Here is a 23658-nt window from a genome sequence, read left to right on the forward strand (position 1 = left end):
TTGGGAATACTGTTTCGAAAGTGCAGATAAGGGTGAGACCTTGGATAATTTTACAAACACTAATAAAAATCGACGTTACAAAGCTCATGTAAATATCTTCGGGACAACACAACTACATTTAAAAAGTCCTTACATTGTTGCTTTTTGGTCTGTGGTTTTCCCAGGATTCGGGCACCTGCTTTTATCCAAATATATTCGAGGAATGCTCTTGTTTCTATGGGAACTATTTATTAATCAAATAACACATCTAAATTCAGCTATGGTTTATTCGTTTATGGGGGATATTGAATCAGCAAAAGCAGTTCTAGATGTAAAGATGATGCATTTATATATTCCTGTTTATATTTTTGCTATCTGGGACAGTTATCGCTCAACGGTGGATTTAAATAAAATTTATCTTCTTGCTGAACGAGAAAACGCTCCATTTAATACATTTAGTATTGGTGCACTAGAAATCAATTATCTTGACAAAAAGAACCCTTTACTCGCTTTTTTATGCTCACTGACAATACCCAGTGTGGGACAATTATATATCAACAGATTCGTCCTCGGTTTCTTCAATCTCGTGATGACCGTAATCATTGTTTATTATTCACATTTTCTTGAAGCGTTTCATTATTTGCTCTTAGGGAATATTTCGAAATCCACAAGTGTATTAAATGCACAATGGCTTTTATATTTACCATCTTTTTATTTTTTTACAATTTATGATTCTTATACAAACGCAGTAGAAAACAACAAATTATTCGAACAAGAACAAAAGAATTACTTGAAGAAAAATTATCAACCATCAGGTTTTATGATAATGAAAGGAAATAAGGTGAAATAAGTGCAAATTTATTCCACATTTGAACATTCCAGTTACATTGAATTAGCTATAACAAAATTAGAGGAAAAAGGTATTAAAGATATATTTGCCGTTCCGTTAGATAATCGCTCGGTAGAACGTAAATTATTTGATACCATCCATCAGTCCGACGGAGTTTCTTTTGTTGGAAAAGGTATGGGACTTGCGGTCATATTTTCAGTAATAGGTGCCAGTAGAGGGTTTGTTCTTGAGTGGGGGCCAATCTATTGGGGATTGATTGGAGCGGTCACAGGGTTTGTCCTTGGTGTTTTAATTGATTTATACATATACAAATTTTATAAAAGGAAGAAAAGAGTGTTAAAAGGGAAAAACTCAGAAGTAATCCTGATTATCAACTGCGATGAGAGTCAGGGAGAATTAGTTGAAGGAGTTCTTTGGGAGCACTTAGCTTTAGGATTAGCAAAAATAAAATAACCCAATGAAATTAATTTCATTTGTGTAAAAAGCCTTAGTCATTTGGGTTACCTGTTTGCATACAATAGCCTAGCTGTCATAGCGGGGCTTTTCTTTTTATTGGGGTATGTTAAAGTCTTACATAACAAAAAAACCGGAAAAATTTACAAAACCTTTACCTACAGCAAAATCGCCACGAATATAAATTCCATATAATGTAGTTGGACAAGATCAACTATTATGGAGGCGAAACTGTACATGAGAAAAACAAAGCTATGGATGGCAAGCGCACTCGCCATGTTTGTGACCGTTTCCTCGGTTTACACAGTAGGTGCAGCCGAACCGGGTACTCCGTCTGTACCTGCAAATGGAACAACGAATCCAGCAGCAACCAGCAGTACGAAAAAAATTACTCTCTTTCACACCAATGACACGCATTCCCGAATTGAAGCTACGGCAGAAGGAATAGGTTTTGCAAAAATGAGCGCGTTGATTAAGAATTACAAGGAATCGACTCCAAATTCTCTCATTCTTGATGCGGGAGATACGTTCCACGGTCAGCCGATCGCCAATCTGGTGCGCGGGGAAAGCATTGTGGATATTATGAACGCGGTAGGCTATAACGCTATGGCGGCTGGGAATCATGATTTCAACTACGGTTATCAGCGTCTAATCGAGCTATCCAAGCGGGCCAAATTCCCCGTTCTAAGCGCTAATACGAAAAAAGCAGACGGAATACGAATTCTGGAGCCTTATGTCATCAAAGAAGTAGATGGCGTTAAACTTGGTATATTCGGTTTGACTACACCGGAAACTGCCTATAAAACACATCCGAACAATGTGGAGGGGCTTACTTTCACAGATCCGGCTGAAGAAGCCAAGAAAATTGTCTCCGAGCTCAAAGGTAAAGTTGATGCCATCATTGCCTTAACCCATCTCGGCATCGATGAGTCCAGCATTGAAACAAGTAAAAAGGTAGCGGCAGCTGCTCCAGAAATTGATGTCATCATCGACGGACACAGCCATACGACGCTTAACACAGGTCTGCTGGTTGGGAATGTGCTAATTGCGCAAACGGGAGAGTATCTCAAAAACCTGGGCCGCGTAGATTTGACCTTTGAGAACGGTAAGCTGACAGGTAAAACCTCAAGCCTGATTACCAAGAAAACGGCCGATGAAGATAAAAGCACGGGAGACCATGCCGTACTCGACATTATTGCCAATGTGAAAAAAGAACAAGATAAGGTGCTGCAGGAAATTGTCGGTTCTTCGAAGGTTGATTTAGTCGGAGAACGGGAAGTCGTGCGCAAAGGTGAGTCCAATTTGGGCAATTTAATTGCGGACGCCATGCTCAGCGAAACAGGCGCCGATGTATCCATTACGAACGGAGGCGGTATCCGCGCTTCGATCAAAGCGGGTTCAATTACTAAGGGGCAGATAGTAACCGTATTGCCATTCGGTAACTATATCCAAACGAAGAAAGTGAAGGGCTCCGACATTAAAGCGGCGTTAGAACTAGGTCTCTCTGCTTATCCGGAGTCATTGGGAGGCTTCCCACATGTTGGCGGTATGACCGTTTCGTTTGATCCATCCCAGCCAAAAGGAAGCCGTGTGACGTCTATTCACGTAAAAGGGTATCCGATTGATCTAGGGGCATCCTATTTGCTTGCAACGAATGACTTTATGGCCGCAGGCGGAGACCAATACGCCATGTTCAAGGCTTATCCTCTTGACAATGATTTCGCATCCTTGGAAGAAGCATTAATCACATATATGCGTAAAAGCGGAGCGGTAGAGGCTAAAGTCGAAGGTCGCATCAACGCTAAGGAGACACAGACTACTCCTACTCCTACTCCTACTCCTACTCCTTCACAGGAACCGGATCCTGGAGCAGCTAGCAATATCTATGTTGTTAAACCCGGTGATTCACTATGGAAAATCAGCAGGTCTTATCAAACAACATGGCAACTCCTTCAGCAGTTGAACAAATTTAAAAACCCTAATCTCATTTACCCAGGACAAGAGATTAAGGTACCTTAGAGCAGGGTAGTTCAAGATTCACTCATCATAAGAAAGCATCATCTCATAAAGTCACCTTCGGGTGGCTTTTTTATTTTGTGCAGTTGATTACCGAAGCGTTCAAGCAGAACTGATGTAATCCTTTTTTCTATCCGTTTTATCTATTCATCGAATCTTGGTTGGACATAAAGGAATACTATGGTTATATTTTATTTATTCCGACTGTACGGTATAAAAAAACATTATTGAAACGAGGAGGAGAAAAATGCCCAAAATAGGAATGGAGCTAAAGCGTCGAGCAGACGTAATTAACGCCACAATAATTTGTATCAGCAGTCACGGGATTGATGGCATGACGCTGGATAAGGTCGCTGAGTATGCGGACTGCTCAAAGGGCGTTGTCACTTATTATTTTAAGAATAAAGATAACTTGATCATAGAAGCTTTCGAGTCGTTCTTAGCCTATTATGGTTTAAAGATCCAATCAGAAATCCAGAAAACAATGACAGCAGAGGAAATGATTGAAGTCACGCTGAAGCACATCCTCCCGCTATATAGCGATGATAGGCAAAAGACGGTCAATGTTTCGGAACTTGATGGGATAGAGAGAATGTTTATCCCGCATGAAGATCAAGCAAAGCTTTTTCTTCAGTTCTTCTCCAAAGCTGTATTGGATCGTAAATTACAAGAGGTAGTTTCCAAGAACTATTTGGATGATCTTCACGGCATTGCTAGGATCTTTGATTACGGTAACATGTCGGGGCAAATGAGGGTGGACGATTCCAAAAGTGCCGCTTACGGCCTTTTGGCGATGGTGGTTGGACTAAGCTTCTTTAGAGTAGCCGTCGTTGAAAGCAACGAAATATTGATAACTGATATTCAGTCGGCTTTAGATCTAATGGCAACTGTACAATTTGAAGCAGGATGTGATCGTATAATTTTAAATCGATCTGCATTAAGTGAGGACTTTTTCGATTTAAAAACACGGCTTGCAGGAGAAATATTACAAAAATTTATAAATTATCGAGTGAAAGTTGCAATAGTTGGTGATTTTTCTGTCTTTTCAAGTCAAAGCTTGAAGGATTTCATCTATGAGTGTAACAAAGGGAAGGATATCTTTTTCTTGTCAAACGAAGAACAAGCTATTGATAAATTGAGTAGCGGTTAACACATGATAGACTAGGAGGAAGATGGAGTGTCAAATGTCTTACAGAGTCTTGCTGATTATCCGATGGTAAAAGTTCCAGGTGGAGAAATAGATTTAAGGGACGATCGAACATCATCAAAATGGAAGGTTGACATACAACCGTTTTTTCTTGCCCGGTACCCTGTTACTAAGGAACTTTATTTTGCCATTTCACAAAAATCGTCTATTTCTTATGACGGAGATCAAAATCCGGTTGTGAATATATCTTGGAATGATGCCATTTCTTTTTGTAATCTACTTTCTCAGAAAGTTGGTTTGACGGAGTGTTATTCGATGAGTAACGATGGTGAAAATATCATCTGTGATTGGGAATCAGACGGGTATCGCCTCCCATCCGAAGCAGAATGGCAGTACGCGTGTAAAGCAGGAACTACAGGATATAGATACGGAGAGCTTGATAAAATAGCTTGGTATAATGAAAATTCAGCTGGCACGATCCATGAAGTAGGAAGAAAGGAACCGAATGCATGGGGTCTGTATGATATGTTAGGGAATGTTTGGGAATGGTGCTGGGATTTATACGATCAGAACGTATACGGCTCCTACCGAATTTTTCGCGGTGGCAGCTGGGCTGAAGAGGCAAGAGGTTGTGGGGCTTCGTGTCGTCGTCGCAGTCACCCGTCATTTAGCATTGATGACCTTGGATTTCGACTTGCGAAGTCTGTATAAGTGGTGACAAGTGCTAGTCTCGTTTATCGACAAGAATATCCTAAAAACAAGGAGGTGATGTTTCATGACAACGAATAACATAACCAATAGATTAATCACTGAGAAATCGCCATACTTACTTCAACATGCTCACAATCCAGTGGAATGGTTTCCTTGGGGTGAAGAAGCATTTGAAACGGCAAAGCGAGAAAATAAGCCTGTTTTTCTTAGTATCGGTTATTCAACTTGTCATTGGTGCCACGTCATGGCTCACGAATCATTCGAAGACCAAACCGTTGCAGACATGCTGAATAAAGATTTCATTTCGATTAAAGTGGACCGTGAAGAGCGTCCAGACGTTGATCATATTTACATGGCTGTTTGTCAAGCGATGACAGGGCAAGGGGGTTGGCCGCTTACGGTGTTTCTGACACCGGAGAAGAAGCCTTTCTTCGCTGGAACCTATTTCCCTCGTAGTCGAAAATACAATCGTGCAGGGATGGTTGAGATTATTGCACAGATTGCTGGTAAGTGGAAAGAAGACGCTGATCGTATTCGTGAGGTTGGCGAACAGGTCATTCAAGAGACGACGAGCCGCTTACTAGAGCATCGCACGGGTGGCCAGGTGTCGGAGGAAACGCTACATGAAGCATTCCGGTTATATGATCAGATGTTTGATCCAGAACATGGCGGATTTGGCAGCTCTCCGAAGTTTCCGACATCACACAATCTATCTTTCCTGCTGAGATACTATCAAAAAACGGGCAATGAACGTGCGCTTGAGATTGTGGAAAAAACGCTTGATGCTATGTATCGTGGCGGCATGTATGACCACATTGGATTCGGATTCTCTCGTTATTCCGTAGATGAAAAATGGTTGGTGCCGCATTTCGAGAAGATGCTTTACGACAATGCGCTGTTAATTTTGACGTACATAGAAGCTTTTCAGGTGACCGGTAAAGCCAAGTATGCAGAAGTTGCTGAGCAGATCATTACATATGTTCTTCGAGATATGACGGACGAGGGCGGAGCCTTCTATTCAGCGGAGGATGCCGACTCGGAAGGGGAGGAAGGCAAGTTCTACGTCTGGACGCCGGATGAAGTCGAGGACATATTAGGGATTGAAGAAGGCGATCTATATTCAGAGCTGTACAACATTACGGAGTCGGGCAATTTTGAGGGGCACAATATCCCGAATTTAATTGGAACGACGATGGAATCTTTTGCGAAGCGTAAGCAAATCCCACTGGATGAGCTGAAGCAGCGGATTGAGGCTGCCCGCGTCAAGCTGTTTGCGCATCGCGAGCAGCGCATCCATCCGGGCAAGGATGATAAGATTCTGACCGCGTGGAACGGTCTGATGATTGCTGCGCTGTCCAAGGCGGCACGTGCCTTGGATAAGCCCGAATACGCGGAGGCAGCCGCGAAGGCCGCGGAATTCCTCCTGCGCGAGCTGCGCCGGGAGGACGGGCGATTGCTCGCCCGCTACCGCGATGGCGAAGCAGCTTTCCTCGGCTACGTGGACGACTACGCGTTCCTCGTCTGGGGCCTCATCGAGCTGTACGAAACCACGTTCGAGCTGCGCTATCTCCGTGAAGCTGTCCAGCTGAACGCAGAGATGCTTCGTCTCTTCAGAGACGAAGAGAAGGGCGGGCTCTTCTTCTACGGCAGCGATGCCGAGCAGCTGCTGACCCGCCCCAAAGAGATCTACGACGGCGCGATGCCGTCGGGGAACGGTGCAGCCGCGCTGAACCTGCTGCGGCTGTCCAGGCTGACCTACGACGCGAAGCTGTCGCAGGAAGCAGATGTGCAGCTCCAGGCTTTCGCCGGAGCTGTGGCGTCCTACCCGCCGGGCCACGCGCTCACGCTGGCCGCGCTCGACTTCGCTTATGGCGAAGCCAGCGAAATCGTCATCGCCGGCGACCCGGCGAAGCCGGAGACGCAGCACATGCTGCGCACGGTCCAGCGGCAGTATCTGCCGAATGCGCTGCTGATTCTTCATCCGCCGGGAGCGGCGGGCGAAGAAGTCCGCAAGCTCATTCCGCTGGTGCAAGACAAGCTGCCGCTTGGAGGGCAGGCAACGGCCTACGTGTGCCAGAACTTTGCCTGCCAAGCGCCAACACAGGATCTAGAGGAGCTCAAAAATCTCTCCTCTAATCACTGATAATAATTATCATTATTGGTTACAATGAGAATAAGGGCAAGGAAAAAGAGAAGAGGCCCCCGACAGGGCCTCTTTTTACGCTCTGGATTTTCGCTCTAACTAAATCTTAGACTCAAACGTTTTACAATCCGTTTCCTCGGAATTACGCGCTTGATTACTGCCGCGGTGACTCACGACATAAATCGAGCTTGCATTGCATTTGTTTTCGGTTGCCCAATATTTGCAAGAATTCACTTCACAAAGCACATCTTTAGCCATGCCTCTTCACCTCCTCTATATAATATAGGGATCTTTGTTCGGAGAACAAAGTCTCTCCTTTTTGGGATCTTTGTTCGGAGAACAAAGTCTCACTTATTTAGGGTGGGCGAAAGAGGCCTGTTTTTATACATAGCTGGAAGGGTTTATTATTCACCTTAGCAGTGACTGCCCTCATATACATGAAGTAGCTACAAACTTCAAGGGGTTGAACTTATGGCTGAGGATGAGCTGCAGACCTGTGTCAGGTGTAAATATGTCGCAGATAAAGAAGATAACTACTGTATTCGTTGTGGAGCGCCGCTTAAGAATAAGTGTACCAAAGAGAAAACCTTACTGCACAAAGGGTGCTATAAAGTTAACAAGCCAGATGCCAAGTACTGTTCGGGCTGCGGTACGGAAACCATTTTTAGCGAATGGGGTCTTATCTGATCTGCATAAAAAAGTAGACCCCAGCAGTTTCGAACTGTTGTGGTCTACTTTTTTATGGTTTATTTCTGCTGGTCTTCCTCTTTATTATTTATTCTGCAAAATCAATTTCCATAAGTCCGCTTGATCATAACCAAGCCGCCATGCCGCGACACCAGCGATGTCGTACTTTTTCGCCATGTCCAGTCGAGCTTTGACCGTAGCCTCATCTTCCAACCAGAACACATAAGTGAAGCCGCCCTCTTGGTAATCGATCCGATATTGTTCGAAGGTTTTGTCCCACGTTTGTTTGGTTGATTTGGAAGCCAATAAAGCAGGGATGTCTTTCATCAGCAAGGTTCGATTACCCTGCAAGGCGCCGGCTGCATCCAGCTTCCATTCACGCACATAGTAGGGGATACCTAGAATGATTTTGTCCCGCGGAATGCCATAGGAAAGGAATTCTTGAATACCGCCATCTGTCCAAGGAAGTCCGGCTACGGACCCCGCAGACGTACTGCCACGCCAGAACTGATCGTAGGCCATGATAACGACGTAATCAACCAGACTCCCCAGCTTCTCATGATCGAATGCAGAAAGATGGTTCCATTTGACACTCCCACGCGGCAGATCAATGGATACAACTAGGTTGTTCAAGTGAGCGTAGGAGGTTAATTTGGCAATGAAGGCTGTAAAAGCATTACGATCCGAACCAGCCAGGCTTTCGAAATCAACATTGATTCCCGGAACTCCAAGCTGCACAGAGCGGTCTACCAAGGCCTTAACGAATTTGTCTTGGGCAGCGCTATCCGCAAGGAATTGAGTCGTCAAGGTAGCGTTAAATTGGTTGCTGACTAACGGATACACGGTGTATCCATTCTTTTGTAGCCATTTGACGGTTTCCGCATTGGATTGATCCTTCAAATTACCTGCTGCATCCGCAAGCTCGAAATAGCTTGGAGAATCAACGTCAAGTCCGACCGTATTATTCACATGCGCTTTAATCGCATCACCACCGGCCATACCATTCCAGCCCCATACCTGCAGCTTTTTGAAGTTATCCCAAAGGAAGCGATGATCGAGCGTTTGAACAGAAGAATTGCTATACTGCACACTGTAACTTAATGCTTCGGGAATCGTCTTAAACTCGCCAATGAGAGCTTTATTCTGAAATACTTGATAAGAGGCGTAGTTGTTCCAAATTTTGCGGCCATCCATGAAGATGGAGCTATGTCCCCATAGGCGTGCGTAGTCTGCCGCTTCATTCAAGGAAGCAAAGTCCTGCAAAAACGTGTCATTCTGAAATACTTTATAAACTTTAAGATTGCTGTACACGGTTTTTTTCGTATGTTTATTGACTACGGTTGAATTTCCCCATTTGAGAGCTTCATTAATGGCGTCCTCTAAAGATGCAAACTCCCAATTGTCTGCTGAAAAAGTACCTTGATACACTTTGTATGTAAGCTCACCAGTGCGAAGCACTTTCTTATCCTCGCTAGAAATATTGTCCCAAATCCACTTATTACTGTTTAAATCAATAATATGGGCGCCGCCCCATTTCTTCGCTTCGGCAACGGCTTCGTTAAGGGTTAGAAACTTCCATGAATCCAGCGTGATCTCATTTTGGTAGACTTGGAAATTAGGGTAGTTGTTCCACACCCAACCTGTGGATTGCAGGTCCCGAACACTTGCGTGGGACCATTTCTTTGCTTCAGCGATGGCCGCGTCGAGTGAGGCAAATTGCCACTCAGGCAGCGATACATCCAACTGAAAAACTTGATAGCGCGGGAAATTGTTCCACAGCCATTTGCGCGTGCTTATTTCTTCAACATGACTATTCGTAAAGCCTTTCGCAAATGCTTCTGCTTGCCCATAAGCCGCAAATTCCATAAGTACATGATTGTACTGATAGACGCGATATTTCGTTGTTTTGTCCGGACTTGATTGAACCGTACCTGCTGCATGAACAACATGTGGTACGCTTATTGATAATAACAGGGTGCCTGTGAGCATCCATTTCCCGATTTTCATCCATCACGCCTCTTTCTAGTAAACTACTTAATTGGACGTAGGATATGATAGTTTGGTTGCGTTGGAAAATGTATGAAAGTTAATCATCCCTTGTTGATGTTGGACGATGACACAACTTTCGAGTAACATGAGAAGTAATTAGGCATTACCGTGATCACAACAAGGTGAGGGGAACGATTCATGAAGCCGTATCCGGAGGCATATATCGATTATTTACTTTATTTTCATGCGCAAAGGGATTATTTTGAATGCCATGAAGTGATGGAGGAGTTCTGGAAGGAGCATCCTGGGGATGCGCGCAGCAGAACCTATGTCGCTCTTATTCAAATTGCTGTAGGTATGTATCATATTCGCAGAGGTAACCGCAATGGTGCTGTGAAAATGCTGCAAAGCGCAGGAAGGAATGCGGAAGCTCCTCATGTCCTTTCCTTGGGACTTAACCCCGATAAGCTACAAGAGCTCCTTAATCAGGTTTGGTCTTCTATAGAGCAAGATGAATTTCTATATGAAGATATTAATTTACCTATTACTGACCCGGAACTTATAGATTTTTGCTTAAAAGAGTGCGACAGAAGAGGGCTGATATGGCAGGCACCAAGCCCGATGACCGATGAGCTGCTCATCCAAAAACATACACGGAGAGATCGTTCAGAGGTCATCAATGAAAGAGCAAGGCAGCAGCAGATCCGCAAGGAAAAGGGTGGCGCTAGATGAGTTCGGAAGGCAAAGTTCTAGTTGTAGATGACGAACCGAATATTGCTGAAGTCGTCAGACTGTATTTGGAGCACTCAAACTATGAGGCGATTATATTGCCGCGAGGGCAGGAAGTACTTCGAACGATAATAAACGAGAAACCAAACTTGGTTCTACTGGATATCATGCTGCCTGATATTTCCGGCTACGAGTTATGTGAGCAAATCCGAAGAATGGAAGCCCCCTTTCATCAAACGCCAATTATATTCCTCACGGCAAAAGGGGAGTCCATCGATAAGCTGAGAGGGTTTAATCTGGGGGTTGACGATTATTTGGTCAAGCCTTTCGACCCGAATGAGCTCATTGCCCGTATTAAGGCCGTGCTGCGCCGTACGATACAAGTGCCTTTGGAACTGTCTCAATCCCAGAATGCATCCCGTAAATGGCTGGAGATCGGCAATATTGTTATCGATCTTGAGCAGTACCGGGTCACGGTCGGTGGGAAACGGATTGATCTTACGCCGAAGGAGATTGAGCTGTTGTATTTCCTGACAAGCCATCCAAGCCGTGTATTTACACGAGAGGATCTACTTGGTTATGTGTGGAATTTTGATTTTACAGGCGGTACACGCACGGTTGATGCCCATGTGAAAAACTTGCGTAAAAAACTAGGACAGCATGACATGTGGTGCATCCAGACCCTGTGGGGAATTGGTTACTCCTTTGAGGTGGTTCAGCATGTTTAAACGTTGGTTGACAGGAAAGAGCAACAGCTTATATTTGAAAATTTTCCTGTCTTTTCTTGCGACTTGTGTGCTTTTTTTTGCAGGTCTTTTCCTGTTCTGGAACTACTATTTTACGGATTTATTTTATAAAGATAAGATCGAACTGATGGAAAAGCGTAATGTAGAAGTTACGCGCTTAATGAATTCATTGCAGGATGGGACGATCTCAACCCGAGAGCTAAAATATACGGTGCGTATTTTGGCTAGAAGCATTAACGGACAAGTTTGGCTAGTTGACGACAAGGGCAACATTCTGAATGGCTCTTCGGATAGTGAAGGGAGAGCTATTCCTAAACAGATGGATACGCTCTTTATCGATGGCCTTCACGGTCATACCGGCTATGGAATGGTTGGTTTAACGACACCTGATGGACGGAACATAAATCTGTTTACATATCACGCCCCGTATCAACTAAATGGACAACCTATGGTTATCATTCTGCATTTTCCGGCTGGAGATATCAGTGAAGCCATTTCTGCAGTTCGCGTTAACATTCTGGTGCCCCTATTATTTTCACTGGTAGCTGTTGGTTTCATCCTGTTTATCATTTCTCGCAAACTCGCAGGCCCGCTTCAACAGATGAATCGAGCCGCACTTGAGCTCGCGCATGGTGATTTCACTACACGGGTTCCGGTCACCTCACAGGATGAGGTAGGGCAGCTTGCTGCTAGTTTCAACTTCATGGTCGAACAGCTGGAGGAATGGGAAGGAACAAGGCAGGAGTTTTTAACGAATGTGTCCCATGAGCTTCGTTCTCCGTTAACGACACTACGCGGTTTTATTGTGGCCATGAATGATAAGGTCATTCCGGAAGAGAAATATTCGCATTACTTGCGTATCTGTGATCAGGAAGTTCAGCGGCTGCAGCGTCTTGTGACCGATCTATTAGATTTGGCGCAGATTCAAAATGGGGTCGATGTGTTCCGGCTTAGGCCTGTATCCATTGCAGAAACACTTGAAGAATCGTTGGAACTGCTGAAAGCACCGATAGCAGCGAAGGAGATAAACTTTCACCTCATTCTTCCTGAGCCGGATAAGATGCCCTCCCAGGTTCACTTAGACCCAGATCGATTTGCCCAAATTGTACAGAATTTAATCTATAATTCATTGAAATTCACACCACAGGGCGGAACGCTAACGGTAGCTCTAGAAGAGCAGGAGCGCGAGGTCCATATGTATGTTCGTGATACAGGGGAAGGAATGACAGATGCCGAGTTAGAACGCATTTGGGATCGTTTCTACAAAGCAGATGAAGCAAGAACTTCGCGGTCCGACGTTAAGACAGGAACGGGTCTTGGACTTACGATTGTGAAGCATTTGGTTACTGGTATGAATGGAACGATCCATGTACGCAGTCGGGTAGGCGAAGGGACCGAATTTCGCGTTACTTTTCCTCGTATTTCGTAGATAATTCACAATAATTTTACATCTAAAGCAAACTTAATTCATCATTATTTCGTATCCTGTTGCTGTTGGACAGGATTTTTTGTTTTGGAGGTGTATGTAAGGTGAAGTACACACGGAAATTGGTGCTGCGTTTAACGCTCATTTCCTTCCTGCTAAGCGGTTGCAGTGGGCACATGCCTTTGCTTGACAGCACTTCGGCATTGGCATTGCCTTCTCCGTCACCTGGGAAAACTCCGCAGGAAGACCCCCCCGCTGAAGATGTCCAAAACCTTAGAGAGATGCAGCTCGTTATGCTTTTTCAGGGATTAATTCGAATGGATCGGCTTGACTCCCTAACCATTACGGCTAAGCAGGCTGAGGCTATTCTGCCTTTTGTTCGCAAAAGTATGGATGAAGGAAGCATTACCGAGTCCGAACAAAAACAAGTCATCACTGGCTTGACGCTCCCCCAGCGAACATTTCTGGATGAACAATCCAAGCAAATGAAACAACGTATGGCGGAGCGGATGGACAATCTGGGTGAAGCGGTATCCTCAGAAGAACGGGAAAAGCGAATCAATGCGTTTATTCAAAAAAGAAAGGCGGAACGCCAGATTGAAGCAGGCATGACGGACCGTGGAAATGGTGAATTCCAGCTTTTTGACCAAAGAAGTTTGGGGATCAGTGTAGAACAGCAGTTAATAGAGCTGCTTGCGTCTAAACATGATTAAAGTTAAGCAATATGATTTCGAAGCCAGTTTTCTGGCGAAAACTCTAAGGGGGAAGTCACTTCATGAAATGGTATCGCAGTAAGTGGTTCATTGTGATTGTCGCAGTAAGCGTTTGTGCCGGTGGTTCGTACGCTTACTTCGGCGGTAAAGGGAAGAAAACAAAAGCTGCTGCCGTTAAAGAGATAACGGTCGATGCCAAAAAAGGAAATATCCGCTTCTCCGTCTCCGGTACGGCACAGTTCGAGCCCAAAGATACACAAACGATTTCATCCACAGAAAACGCAAATATTAAGTCGATCAATTTAACACGAAACCAAGCGGTTAAAGCTGGTGATGTGCTTATAGAACTAACGAGTACGAGCTTGGAAAGCGATTTGCAAGATGCCCAGCTAACCTATGAGCAGCTTGAGAAAGATCTGAATTCCTTACAGCAGCAGCAAGGATTAATGGGTGTTAAAGCACCTATTTCCGGTAAACTTACATACGCGAATAATATCGATCCAGGATCTACAATCAATAAATCGACCAAAATTGCCACGATTGGTGATTTAAGTACTTTAACCGTAACACTTCCTTTCTTTGTGGAAGATGCTTCGCAGCTTCATAAAGGAGATCCGGTGGATATTACGTTAGATGGATTTATGATCACGAAAACAGGATCGATTCAAAGTATCTCCAAAGATCCAAAATCGGATGGAAAAGGCGGAAAACTGATCGACATCGAAGTTGCTGTCCCGAATGACAACTCCATGGATGCAGGAACGAATGTGTCAGGTTCAGTTACCATCGGTGGGCGAACCGTCGATTCACAAGGCAAGAATACCCTGCAGTATCTGAAGGTGACGACGATTTTGGCTGGGACGACGGGGAATATATCCACATTGCCATTCAAAACAGGGGACATGATACATCAAGGCGATACGATCGCAACCTTCGTGAATGATACACTGGACGATGATATTCTGACGAAACAATCTGCTCTTGAACGGCAGAAGCTTAAAGTGGACTCAGCTAAGGACAAGGTGGATGCCCTCAAAATCGTAGCTCCCTTTGACGGCGTATTTTCAACCGACTTTGTGAATAAGAAAAATGATATTTTGAGTAATTTCAGGGTCGGCAGTAAGGTAACCAATGGCACGCAGTTCGGAGCTGTTGCGAGTTTAGCGAAAATGCAGCTGCCTGTGCAAGTGGACGAGCTGGATTTACCCAATATTAAGACAGGGATGAAAGCTGAAATCAAGGTTGATTCTTACCCAGGACGCATATTCCCGGCTGAAGTGACGCAAATCTCTTCTGTGGGAACGACAACGAATGGCGTAACCTTCTATGATGTGGTCCTAGCAGCAGAAAATAAAGACAATATGTTGAAATATGGGATGACGGCAACGGGCGAAATTTTAATTCAAGATAAAAAAGACGTTATTTATTTACCGCCAGAAGTGCTGCAATTGCAAAAAGGGAAGCGTGTTGTTTCTTTGAAAAAAGCCGATGGTACGGTTGATAATGAACACGAGGTTAAAATTGGTATTCGCTCCAAGACACAAATCGAAATCACTGAAGGTCTTAAAGAAGGCGATAAAGTCGTTCTGCCTGTCGTGAAGAGACAGCAGAATTTAAGCCAGGATGAAATTAATCGATTGAGACAGCAGTTCCAGCAAAACGGTGGCGCAGGAGGCGCTGGTGGAGCTGGATTCCAAGGCGGAGCTGGTGGAGCAGGTGCAGGCGGTAACGGTGGTGCTGGAGGAAATGGCAATACGGGGGCTATTCGGACTAACGGCGGTGGCGGTACTAGATAATGCGGCGGGGAAAGGAGTTATTGCGGTATGAATATCATTGAACTGAAAGAGATTACCAAAACATATAAACGCGGAGAAGAAGATCTTCATGTTCTGCGCAGCATATCGCTTTCCGTTGCCGAGGGGGATTTTGTCGCCATTATCGGACCGAGTGGATCAGGGAAATCGACGCTCATGAACACGATCGGCTTATTGGATGTGCCTACGAGAGGCAGGTATACGCTGGATGGCGTAGTGACCGAGAATATGGGTGATAATGCCCTTGCTGAATTGCGAAACCAGAAAATCGGCTTCATTTTCCAACAATTTAATTTATTGCCTCGTTTGTCAGCTATGGAAAATGTGGAGCTTCCGATGATCTATGCTGGTATACCAAGGAAGGAACGGCGGGAGCGGGCTAACAACATGTTGAAGATGCTAGGGATGGGGGAACGTGGTCATCATAAGCCGAGTGAACTATCAGGCGGGCAGCAGCAGCGTGTGGCCATCGCACGGGCTCTTGCGATATCACCTTCGCTCATCTTAGCGGATGAACCAACCGGTGCACTGGACTCCAGAACGGGTGAAGAAGTATTGGAGTTAATCCTGCAGCTGAATGCGCAAGGAAATACCATCGTATTGATTACACATGATCATCACATTGCCGACAATGCCAAGCGTGTCGTTTCCCTTAAGGATGGCGTCATTATTGATGACTTCCGGAATAACATTCAGTTGAGCGCACAGCATGAGGTGAGCGTATGAAGCTAAGTGAACTCATTCGAATGTCGCTTCGTACGATCATATCGAGTCCGCTGCGAACATTTTTGACCATGCTGGGCGTCATTATTGGCGTGAGCTCAGTCGTAACCTTGGTGTCGATAGGTCAAGGAACTTCAGAGCAAATCGCCAAGCAATACGAGAACATGGGGACGAATCTGCTTGTTGTCACCGCGACTGGGAACGGGCGTGCAACGCAATTGAATTATGATGAGCTGATGAATTTCGAAAATTTTCCGGAGTTCCAGTCGATTGCGCCAACGATGACGAAGAACGGATCCAACGTTAAATATGATCGTACGCAGGAGAAATACAACGTTATTGGAACGAACGATCGCTATTTTAACATTATCAAAGCAAGTATTGACAAGGGGAGGAATCTCGCTCCAGCTGATCTTGAGTTTCGCTCGAACGTCGTCATATTGGGTAGTGAAGTGGCTAAAACGTTCTTTGGCCAATTAAACCCAGTAGGAGAAGATATCAATATCGACGGTGTCGTGTTCAATGTTATTGGAACTCTGAAAGAGAAGGGCTCTAATATTGGCGGGGCTTCAGTCGATAGTGCAGTGATTATGCCTTTGGAAACAGCAAGACGACAATTCAAGCTTGGGCAAATTCGCACAACCTACGTCGAAGCGCCGACGAAGGACGATATTTATACCGCTCAAGAAACAATGAAGCAGTATTTGACTTACAAATTCAAAAGCGATACGGGCTTCGTCTTAACGAATCAGGATGAGCTGCTTAAAGCACGAACTGAAGCAACGGATACCCTAACGAATCAATTAGTGGCTGTTGCGCTAATCTCTCTGCTCGTCGGTGGTATAGGAATCATGAATATTATGCTGGTTACGGTGAGTGAACGAACGCGTGAAATCGGGATCCGCAAATCGATTGGCGCCAAGCGAAGAAATATTTTGCTGCAATTTCTCGTCGAAGCCGTCGTCATCAGCGGTATGGGCGGATTAATCGGACTAGCGCTTGGAATCGGACTATCCTATGCGTTGCCTTATTTTAGCCCGAAACAGACAACCAGTTTATCTTTTGATATTAGTTTATATGCCTTTTTATTTTCGGTGCTTGTCGGTGTTGTTTTCGGCTTGTATCCGGCAAATAAAGCATCCAAATTGCGTCCAATTGACGCTTTGCGGTCTGATTGATTTGAGAAATTCAATACTATGCTACGATGTAAGTTTTCTACGAAAACTCTAAGGAGGACTACCTGTGAACCAACAACGAAAGATGAAACGTTTGCTCAGTCGTTCGGCTTTAATGCTAACCGCAGCAAGCTTCCTAACATTCCCCTTTGCAACATCGGCTTTTGCTGGGAAGGAAGGCGTGTTTCTCAGTGATTCCGTCTACTTTACATTGGACAAAGTTACTTTGTCTGCGGGGGCTGAGGATGGCTCACTTCGCTTCTCATTAGGCTTGAACAATAACAGCAGCTCTCCTGTCGATTTCAATAACTATGGGGTCAAAGTCATAGATACGAACGGTGTGTCTTACACGGCGAAGCTGAGTGAGAAAGTAACGGCGCGTGTGAAAGCGGGAGAAACCGGCACGTTCAAATTTACTTCTGAAATTCCTGCGAACTTGACTCCGTCCCAGTTAAAGGTTGATATTTTCGAATGGAACTATAATGCGATGGAAGATATTGGTGCTTTGTCTGTAGAGGCTGCATTAGCGGAGTCGGGTCAATCAGTACTTCAACAAGCGGTTCTTAATTTGAAAGAACTGGACTCTACACTTGCTGATGATGCGTTAGTAACGGCTCAATTAGGCAATAGCTATAAAGTATATAAAGACGGTGCATGGATGGTATATACCGACTTACTGCTTGAAAATTTAAGTAGTTCAACTCTTAAGCTGCCAGAAGGACTTGAATACAATTTCCAGGATAGTAAAGGGCTGACATACAGTGCCCAGTTTGCCAAAGTAGAAGGGCAATCCTTGCTTCCTCAGCAGCCTGTTAAAGCTACCTTGCAAGCTGCGGTTCCAGCAGCACTTGAGACCAAAGATTTGTCATTGCTATTCTCTCCAAAAGGTAAGGTGAAGACAACCTTTTTGGGTTCCTTGCATGTAGCGAAGTCTTTTTCTATAGGAAAAATTGGTGACAAGACGGAGTACCCAAACTTGGATGTTAAGGGCCTAGCGATTTCAACTTCATGGGCAGCGGCAAGTAAGCAATCGGATGGTTTGCATTTGCAAGCCAACGTGACCTTAACGAATCAAAGCGATGGAATTGTGACCATACCTACCTTATCGGCAGAGTTCCAAGCTCTTCGAGGCAGCGTAGCAGTTACTTCTAGTGATAATGCTGTACGCACGACGTATTTATCTCCGAATGAGTCTACGACATTCCGTTTCTCTGGTATTTTGCCAGCAGGGCTGAACACCGATGCGCTGCAGTTGGTTGTGCTTGAGAAGCAGATAGCTGCTTCAACTACGACACAGCCAAGTGAAGGAACTGGCAATGCGGACACAAACAGCAGTAAGCAAGTGGCAACTTTACCGGTTTCGGTTACGACGCTTGCCGGAGCAGGAAGCGGAGGAGAGGTCTCCTCTTACGCAGCTGCACAAGCATATACCCTAGGCACACCATTCAAGCTTACTGCAAGTAATCTCATTGATTCGAATGTCGATGTATCCCTTGTGGAGTTTGGGATGAGTGAGAATTCAGATTTCGGGTTTAAGACGGTAGTTGCGAAGTATAAGCTGACGAATAAAGGAACAGCGTCATTGACCGTTCCGGATTTCCAAACGGATTTGACAAGCTCTGAGGGCTACACATACTCTGGCGTTCGACAGTCAGCGATAGCGAAGACCATCCCGCCCAATACTAGCTACGTGATGAGTTATTCTTACATGCTGCCTGCCAGTGAGAAAGCCGACCAGCTTGCACTAAATGTTTATGATGCCAATCGCCTAGCGGTAGGGTCATACAAAACAGCCATTCAACCAATACCAAGTACAGGTGCAATCTCCTTGTATCCATTCACTATCGACCTGAAGGATTACTCTGTGAGCGCTACATATAGCAAAGATTCATCCTATGCTTACAGGTTACGATTGGATTTGGATGTGAAGAGGCAGGAGCAGGTAATTACAGATGCGAACTTCTCAACACTTGCTTTTGAAGTAGTTGACTCGGAAGGGCGGCTGTTAAGCTCCAAGACGATGACCTTCACAGGACAGCAGAAGATCATGTCCGGCGTTCAGTTCATTGATTTCGGCAGTATCAAATCCGAACAATTGAGTTCCGATGTCAGCATCAACGTGTATGAAGTGGTTGCAACACCTAACGGCGACGCTAAACGCTTAGTGAAAACAATACAAATGTAATAAGGTCTGAATTAAGGCGCTTATCCCGTTAAGGGGTTGAGCGCCTTTTTTGGCACTGGAGAGAAGATGAATAAGCTCAGAAACCGAGCTTTCGGCGAGTGGTAACGGAGATAGACTCGGGAACGAAGCTTAAGTGGAGCGAGAGCCGCAGTAAAATGCATTTAAAGCCAATCCCACTTCAAGTATTAAAGTCAAAGAAAAAGAAGCCCTCAACTCCACGTTAAAAGTGGGTTGAAAGGCTTCTTTGTTTGGATTTTAGGGCCAGCTCATTCTACTTATTAAGTAACAGATCCTTCTGTCTTATACCCGTCTTCAACCAAATCGAGTCGACCTGTTTCTGGATCCATGATGAGGCCGTGGACAGGTAAATTTTTTGGAAGCAAGGGATGATTTCGAATGATGTTAACGCTTTTCTCGATGCCTTCGCGCACATGATTAAAGCCCGTTAACCAGCGAGATAAGTCGATGCCTGAATGTCCAAGTGTCTCAATGACATCATCGGAGATACCTCTATTTTTCGCTTTTGCAATCACACTCTCTGAATTTAGTCCCGTCATACCGCAGTCGTAATGTCCAATAACGAATATTTCATCCGCTTCTAACTGGTAAACAGCGACGATAATACTCCGCATAACACTTCCGAAGGGATGAGAGACAATCGCTCCGGCATTCTTAATGATTTTGGCGTCACCATTTTGGAGACTCATGGCTTTGGGCAGCAGTTCGACTAGCCGCGTATCCATACAGGTAAGAACAACCATTCGTTTGTCTGGAAATTTCGTAGTCAGAAACTCTTGATACTGTTTCGTTTCTACGAATTCCTTATTGTAGTTCAAGATTTCGCTAATCAAAGACATGGTTTCCCTCCAGGTAAGTTGATGTGCTGCTTGTCTCTATTTTTAGCAGCTTTATCTTTTGTCGACTAAGCTCATACCCGCGTTATAAATTTGATTATTACTCTTAAGTATATAGGATTTATTTCCTTCATGGTAGTCGATTTTCATATTTTCTTCAAAAAATATCTCATCCTTGGCTTTATAAACGAGCTTGAAAGACTCGGTTTCAGCCGTAAGATCATCAGTATTTGCTTGGGAAACTAGCCAAAGGGTAGGTACTCCGTTCACGGAGCAGCCGCAATCTTCTGTATCAAAAACTAGCTTTAAGATAGCTTCTTTCTTCCCTACAAATGGTGTCAATCTATGAATAGCTGTATCGGTAAACGTGATTTTCATAAGAGTCATCTCCTTCGAATGTTTGCACAGTTAGGTTTCTTGCCTAAGCTTGTCATTATTCTATCATACCCCAGCATAAATTTGATTCTGAGTAGGGGACGAAGTATGATAAAATAAGTAACTTTTGGGAGGAGATTAGAGCATGAGTGTGCAAGCAGCCCCAGCAAAGCTGGAATCTTTCAAGGCCTATGTCCGCAAAATGAAGCAGTACGAGGAGGCCATCGCCTTAATTTATTGGGATATGCGTACCGGCGCTCCAAAAAAAGGACTTGAAACTCGTTCTGAAGTCGTCGGAGAGCTATCCACCGAAGTTTTTCGTATGTCTACATCCGATGAGATGGGAAGTTATTTGGACTTCTTCATGCAGCCTTCTGAACTAGAGAAACTAGATGCCATTTCCAAAAAAATGGTCGTAGAATGCAAAAAAGAATATGATCGCAGTAAAAAAATACCGGCCGAGAAATATCAGGCCTATGTCGTCCTTACTTCGCAAGCAGAATCCGCATGGGAAGATGCGAAGCATAACTCTGATTGGGTTTCGTTCCAACCATATTTGGAGAAAATCGTAGCTACTACTCAAGAATTTATCGAGCTGTGGGGCTACGAAGGCAATAAATACAACACTTTGCTGGATATGTATGAACCTGGGATGACTGTTGAGAAATTAGACGAAGTATTCGGTGCGCTGCGTGAAAAAGCGGTTCCCTTACTTCAGCGTATTCAAGCTTCAGCCAATCAGCCTAATCGATCGTTTTTGGATCAACAATTTGAAATTAGCAAACAGAAGAAGTTCTCACTTTCCATTTTGAAGCAAATGCAGTATGACTTTGAAGCGGGCCGGCTAGATGAAACGGTGCATCCTTTCGCGACGGCGCTGAACCCAGGTGATGTTCGGATCACAACACGCTATTTGCCAAATGACATCACATCCGCTTTGTTCGGAACGATTCATGAGGGTGGACATGCGCTGTATGAGCAAAACATTTCAAAAGACTTAGTTGGCACGAATCTGTGCACAGGCACATCGATGGGGATCCACGAGTCACAGTCCCGCTTCTGGGAAAATGTGATAGGCCGCAGTAAAGAATTCTGGGAACGTTACTATGGCGAGCTGCAAACGACGTTTAGCGGACAAATTGATGATGTGGACGTAGAATCCTTCTATCGTGCTATTAACCATATTGAGCCTTCATTAATCCGCATTGAAGCAGATGAATTGACTTACAACTTACATATTATGATTCGTTATGAGCTGGAAAAAGGGTTATTCAACGGTACGATTGCTGTGGCTGACCTGCCTAAAGCTTGGAATGCCAAGTACGAAGAGTATTTGGGCGTGGTTCCTGCAAATGACGGCGAGGGTGTACTGCAGGATGTGCACTGGTCTGGTGGCGCATTTGGTTATTTCCCGTCCTATGCACTTGGAAATATGTACGCGGCGCAATTCACACATACGCTTCGTAAAGAGCTTCCGAATTTCGATAGCTTGATTGCAGAAGGCAATCTGGTGCCGATCAAGGAATGGCTGACGGATAAAGTGTACCAGCATGGCAAGCTTTTGACGCCGAATGAAATCATTCGCGAAGTGACCGGTGAAGAGTTGAATCCCGAGTACTTGGTTCAATACTTGGAAGAGAAATACCAAACGGTTTACGGTATTTAAATGGATCAAAGCAGCATCTTGAGGCAGGAATTTTGCCTTAGGGTGCTGTTTTTTTTATATGGATCGAACAACATTTACCCCTTTGAGTCTAAATTAACTGCACAATTTACAGGTGTTAAGCTCACCATAGCACGTTCGCACATAATTTTGATGCACATTATGCATATAGTGTGGAATCAGAAAAACAATATTAACCGACTTCTGGGCTCCTGCATAGGATACAGTACTACTTTTATCGGAGGGACGTCTATGAACAATCGGAAAAGATGGGGATTCACATTATCCGCCGTCCTACTGCTCAGTGTAATCGTTTCGGCGTGCGGAACGAAAAGCGAAGAAATAACAAAGGTTCGTATTGGTGAAGTCACGCGATCCATCTTTTATGCACCGCAGTATGTGGCTTTATCGCAAGGATTTTTCAAGGATGAAGGGCTTGATGTTGAATTGACCACCACACCAGGTGGCGACAAGACGATGACAGCCTTGCTATCAAACTCTATTGATGTAGCGTTAGTAGGATCGGAAACTTCGATCTATGTATCTCAACAAGGCTCGGATGATCCGGTTATTAACTTTGCTCAGCTGACACAGACGGATGGTACCTTCCTAGTTGCTCGGAAGAAAGTGGATAAATTCGACTGGAACTCGCTCAAAGGTTCTGTTTTCCTCGGTCAACGAAAAGGCGGCATGCCTCAGATGGCAGGCGAATTCACGTTGAAGAAGCACAATATCAACCCGCAAAAGGATCTCCAGCTCATTCAGAATATCGAATTTGCTAATATCGCATCCGCTTATGCATCGGGAACAGGGGAATATGTACAGCTCTTCGAGCCGCAAGCTTCCATTATTGAGAAAGAAGGAAAGGGCTTCGTTTTGGCTTCCTTCGGTGTGGAAAGCGGACATCTGCCTTACACGGTATTTATGACCAAGCAAAGCTTCATAAAATCAAATGCAAGTACAGTTCAGAAGTTTACCAATGCGGTACAACGTGCGCAGCTTTGGGTTGCAGCGAAAAGTGTGGATGAAATCACGAATGCGGTTCTGCCTTATTTTAAAGATATCGATGTCGAAATTGTAAAAAGTGTTGTCAAGCGCTATAAGGATCAAGGATCATTTGCGACAGATGGCATTGTTGATGAGCAAGAATGGAACAATTTGCTAGATGTGATGACTTCCGCAGGTGAGTTAAAAGAAAAGGTAGCTTGGAAAAAGCTAGTGAACAATTCCTTTGCAGAGAAAGCGAAATCGAACGTAAAACCCTAGGAATCAGCATTAGG

21 protein-coding genes and 1 pseudogene are annotated in these 23658 nt (G+C 44.6%); 18 read left to right on the forward strand and 4 right to left on the reverse strand.

From position 1 onward, the window contains the following. Positions 1 to 40 precede the first annotated feature (40 nt). From QFZ80_RS11340 to QFZ80_RS11370, 7 genes and pseudogenes are all read left to right on the forward strand, one after another. The gene (locus QFZ80_RS11340) at positions 41 to 829 is read left to right on the forward strand and encodes a hypothetical protein (RefSeq protein WP_307546622.1); all 789 of its coding nucleotides are present in this window, start codon (positions 41 to 43) and stop codon (positions 827 to 829) included. Then, a complete protein-coding gene (locus tag QFZ80_RS11345) occupies positions 830 to 1282 on the forward strand; it encodes a hypothetical protein (RefSeq protein WP_307546620.1) in 453 nt (150 codons plus the stop codon). 237 nt (positions 1283 to 1519) lie between these two features. After that, positions 1520 to 3301: a 5'-nucleotidase C-terminal domain-containing protein gene (locus QFZ80_RS11350; protein WP_307558936.1), complete on the forward strand. Its 1782-nt coding sequence runs from the start codon at positions 1520 to 1522 to the stop codon at positions 3299 to 3301. A gap of 259 nt (positions 3302 to 3560) precedes the next feature. Then, positions 3561 to 3710 (forward strand): annotated as a pseudogene (locus QFZ80_RS11355) (TetR/AcrR family transcriptional regulator); the annotation flags it as partial. A gap of 381 nt (positions 3711 to 4091) precedes the next feature. Next, on the forward strand, positions 4092 to 4448 hold the full coding sequence (locus QFZ80_RS11360) for a DUF4180 domain-containing protein (protein ID WP_307555560.1): 357 nt from the start codon (positions 4092 to 4094) through the stop codon (positions 4446 to 4448). Positions 4449 to 4511: 63 nt separating this feature from the next. Next, the gene (locus tag QFZ80_RS11365; RefSeq protein WP_307555558.1) at positions 4512 to 5156 is read left to right on the forward strand and encodes a formylglycine-generating enzyme family protein; all 645 of its coding nucleotides are present in this window, start codon (positions 4512 to 4514) and stop codon (positions 5154 to 5156) included. A 64-nt stretch (positions 5157 to 5220) separates the two neighbouring features. After that, positions 5221 to 7299 carry a thioredoxin domain-containing protein gene (locus QFZ80_RS11370; RefSeq protein WP_307558938.1) on the forward strand — a complete coding sequence of 693 codons (2079 nt, stop codon included), beginning with the start codon at positions 5221 to 5223 and terminating at the stop codon, positions 7297 to 7299. Positions 7300 to 7398: 99 nt separating this feature from the next. Here the strand turns inward: QFZ80_RS11370 and QFZ80_RS11375 are convergent, their stop codons facing one another. After that, on the reverse strand, positions 7399 to 7557 hold the full coding sequence (locus tag QFZ80_RS11375; protein ID WP_084159967.1) for a DUF1540 domain-containing protein: 159 nt from the start codon (positions 7555 to 7557) through the stop codon (positions 7399 to 7401). A 213-nt stretch (positions 7558 to 7770) separates the two neighbouring features. Between QFZ80_RS11375 and QFZ80_RS11380 the strand changes: the two genes are divergently transcribed. Beyond that, positions 7771 to 7986, forward strand: coding sequence for a hypothetical protein (locus QFZ80_RS11380; protein WP_307546612.1), 216 nt, complete (start codon positions 7771 to 7773; stop codon positions 7984 to 7986). 84 nt (positions 7987 to 8070) lie between these two features. On the opposite strand, the gene QFZ80_RS11385 is transcribed toward QFZ80_RS11380, so the two are convergent. After that, positions 8071 to 9993, reverse strand: coding sequence for a glycosyl hydrolase family 18 protein (locus tag QFZ80_RS11385; RefSeq protein WP_307558940.1), 1923 nt, complete (start codon positions 9991 to 9993; stop codon positions 8071 to 8073). Between the two features lie 180 nt (positions 9994 to 10173). Here QFZ80_RS11385 and QFZ80_RS11390 point away from each other — a divergent pair, with 180 nt between their 5' ends. From QFZ80_RS11390 to QFZ80_RS11425, 8 genes are all read left to right on the forward strand, one after another. Next, positions 10174 to 10707: a DUF309 domain-containing protein gene (locus QFZ80_RS11390; RefSeq protein WP_307558942.1), complete on the forward strand. Its 534-nt coding sequence runs from the start codon at positions 10174 to 10176 to the stop codon at positions 10705 to 10707. Then, the gene (locus tag QFZ80_RS11395; RefSeq protein WP_307558944.1) at positions 10704 to 11432 is read left to right on the forward strand and encodes a response regulator transcription factor; all 729 of its coding nucleotides are present in this window, start codon (positions 10704 to 10706) and stop codon (positions 11430 to 11432) included. Before QFZ80_RS11390 ends, QFZ80_RS11395 begins: the two co-directional genes overlap by 4 nt. After that, on the forward strand, positions 11425 to 12879 hold the full coding sequence (locus QFZ80_RS11400; RefSeq protein ID WP_307558946.1) for a sensor histidine kinase: 1455 nt from the start codon (positions 11425 to 11427) through the stop codon (positions 12877 to 12879). The genes QFZ80_RS11395 and QFZ80_RS11400 overlap by 8 nt, the downstream gene beginning before the upstream one ends. 101 nt (positions 12880 to 12980) lie before the next feature. Next, complete coding sequence (locus QFZ80_RS11405; protein WP_307558948.1) at positions 12981 to 13589, forward strand: hypothetical protein; 609 nt, start codon at positions 12981 to 12983, stop codon at positions 13587 to 13589. Between the two features lie 62 nt (positions 13590 to 13651). After that, entirely contained in the window at positions 13652 to 15385 is a 1734-nt protein-coding gene (locus tag QFZ80_RS11410; RefSeq protein WP_307558950.1) for an efflux RND transporter periplasmic adaptor subunit, read from the forward strand. Between the two features lie 27 nt (positions 15386 to 15412). Beyond that, the gene (locus QFZ80_RS11415) at positions 15413 to 16129 is read left to right on the forward strand and encodes an ABC transporter ATP-binding protein (RefSeq protein ID WP_307558952.1); all 717 of its coding nucleotides are present in this window, start codon (positions 15413 to 15415) and stop codon (positions 16127 to 16129) included. Beyond that, positions 16126 to 17304, forward strand: coding sequence for an ABC transporter permease (locus tag QFZ80_RS11420; protein WP_307558954.1), 1179 nt, complete (start codon positions 16126 to 16128; stop codon positions 17302 to 17304). Before QFZ80_RS11415 ends, QFZ80_RS11420 begins: the two co-directional genes overlap by 4 nt. 64 nt (positions 17305 to 17368) lie before the next feature. Then, positions 17369 to 19486: a hypothetical protein gene (locus QFZ80_RS11425; protein WP_307558957.1), complete on the forward strand. Its 2118-nt coding sequence runs from the start codon at positions 17369 to 17371 to the stop codon at positions 19484 to 19486. Between the two features lie 278 nt (positions 19487 to 19764). Here the strand turns inward: QFZ80_RS11425 and QFZ80_RS11430 are convergent, their stop codons facing one another. Next, positions 19765 to 20343, reverse strand: coding sequence for a beta-class carbonic anhydrase (locus QFZ80_RS11430; RefSeq protein ID WP_307558959.1), 579 nt, complete (start codon positions 20341 to 20343; stop codon positions 19765 to 19767). Between the two features lie 51 nt (positions 20344 to 20394). Next, positions 20395 to 20718 carry an iron-sulfur cluster biosynthesis family protein gene (locus QFZ80_RS11435; RefSeq protein ID WP_307558961.1) on the reverse strand — a complete coding sequence of 108 codons (324 nt, stop codon included), beginning with the start codon at positions 20716 to 20718 and terminating at the stop codon, positions 20395 to 20397. 142 nt (positions 20719 to 20860) lie between these two features. Between QFZ80_RS11435 and QFZ80_RS11440 the strand changes: the two genes are divergently transcribed. Both QFZ80_RS11440 and QFZ80_RS11445 read left to right on the forward strand, forming a co-directional pair. Beyond that, positions 20861 to 22381 carry a carboxypeptidase M32 gene (locus QFZ80_RS11440; RefSeq protein WP_307558963.1) on the forward strand — a complete coding sequence of 507 codons (1521 nt, stop codon included), beginning with the start codon at positions 20861 to 20863 and terminating at the stop codon, positions 22379 to 22381. A gap of 249 nt (positions 22382 to 22630) precedes the next feature. Further along, positions 22631 to 23644, forward strand: a complete 1014-nt coding sequence (locus QFZ80_RS11445; RefSeq protein WP_307546586.1) for an ABC transporter substrate-binding protein — start codon at positions 22631 to 22633, stop codon at positions 23642 to 23644. The last annotated feature ends 14 nt before the right edge of the window (positions 23645 to 23658 follow it).

The sequence above is a fragment of the Paenibacillus sp. V4I7 genome, assembly GCF_030817275.1.
Lineage (GTDB): Bacteria > Bacillota > Bacilli > Paenibacillales > NBRC-103111 > Paenibacillus_E.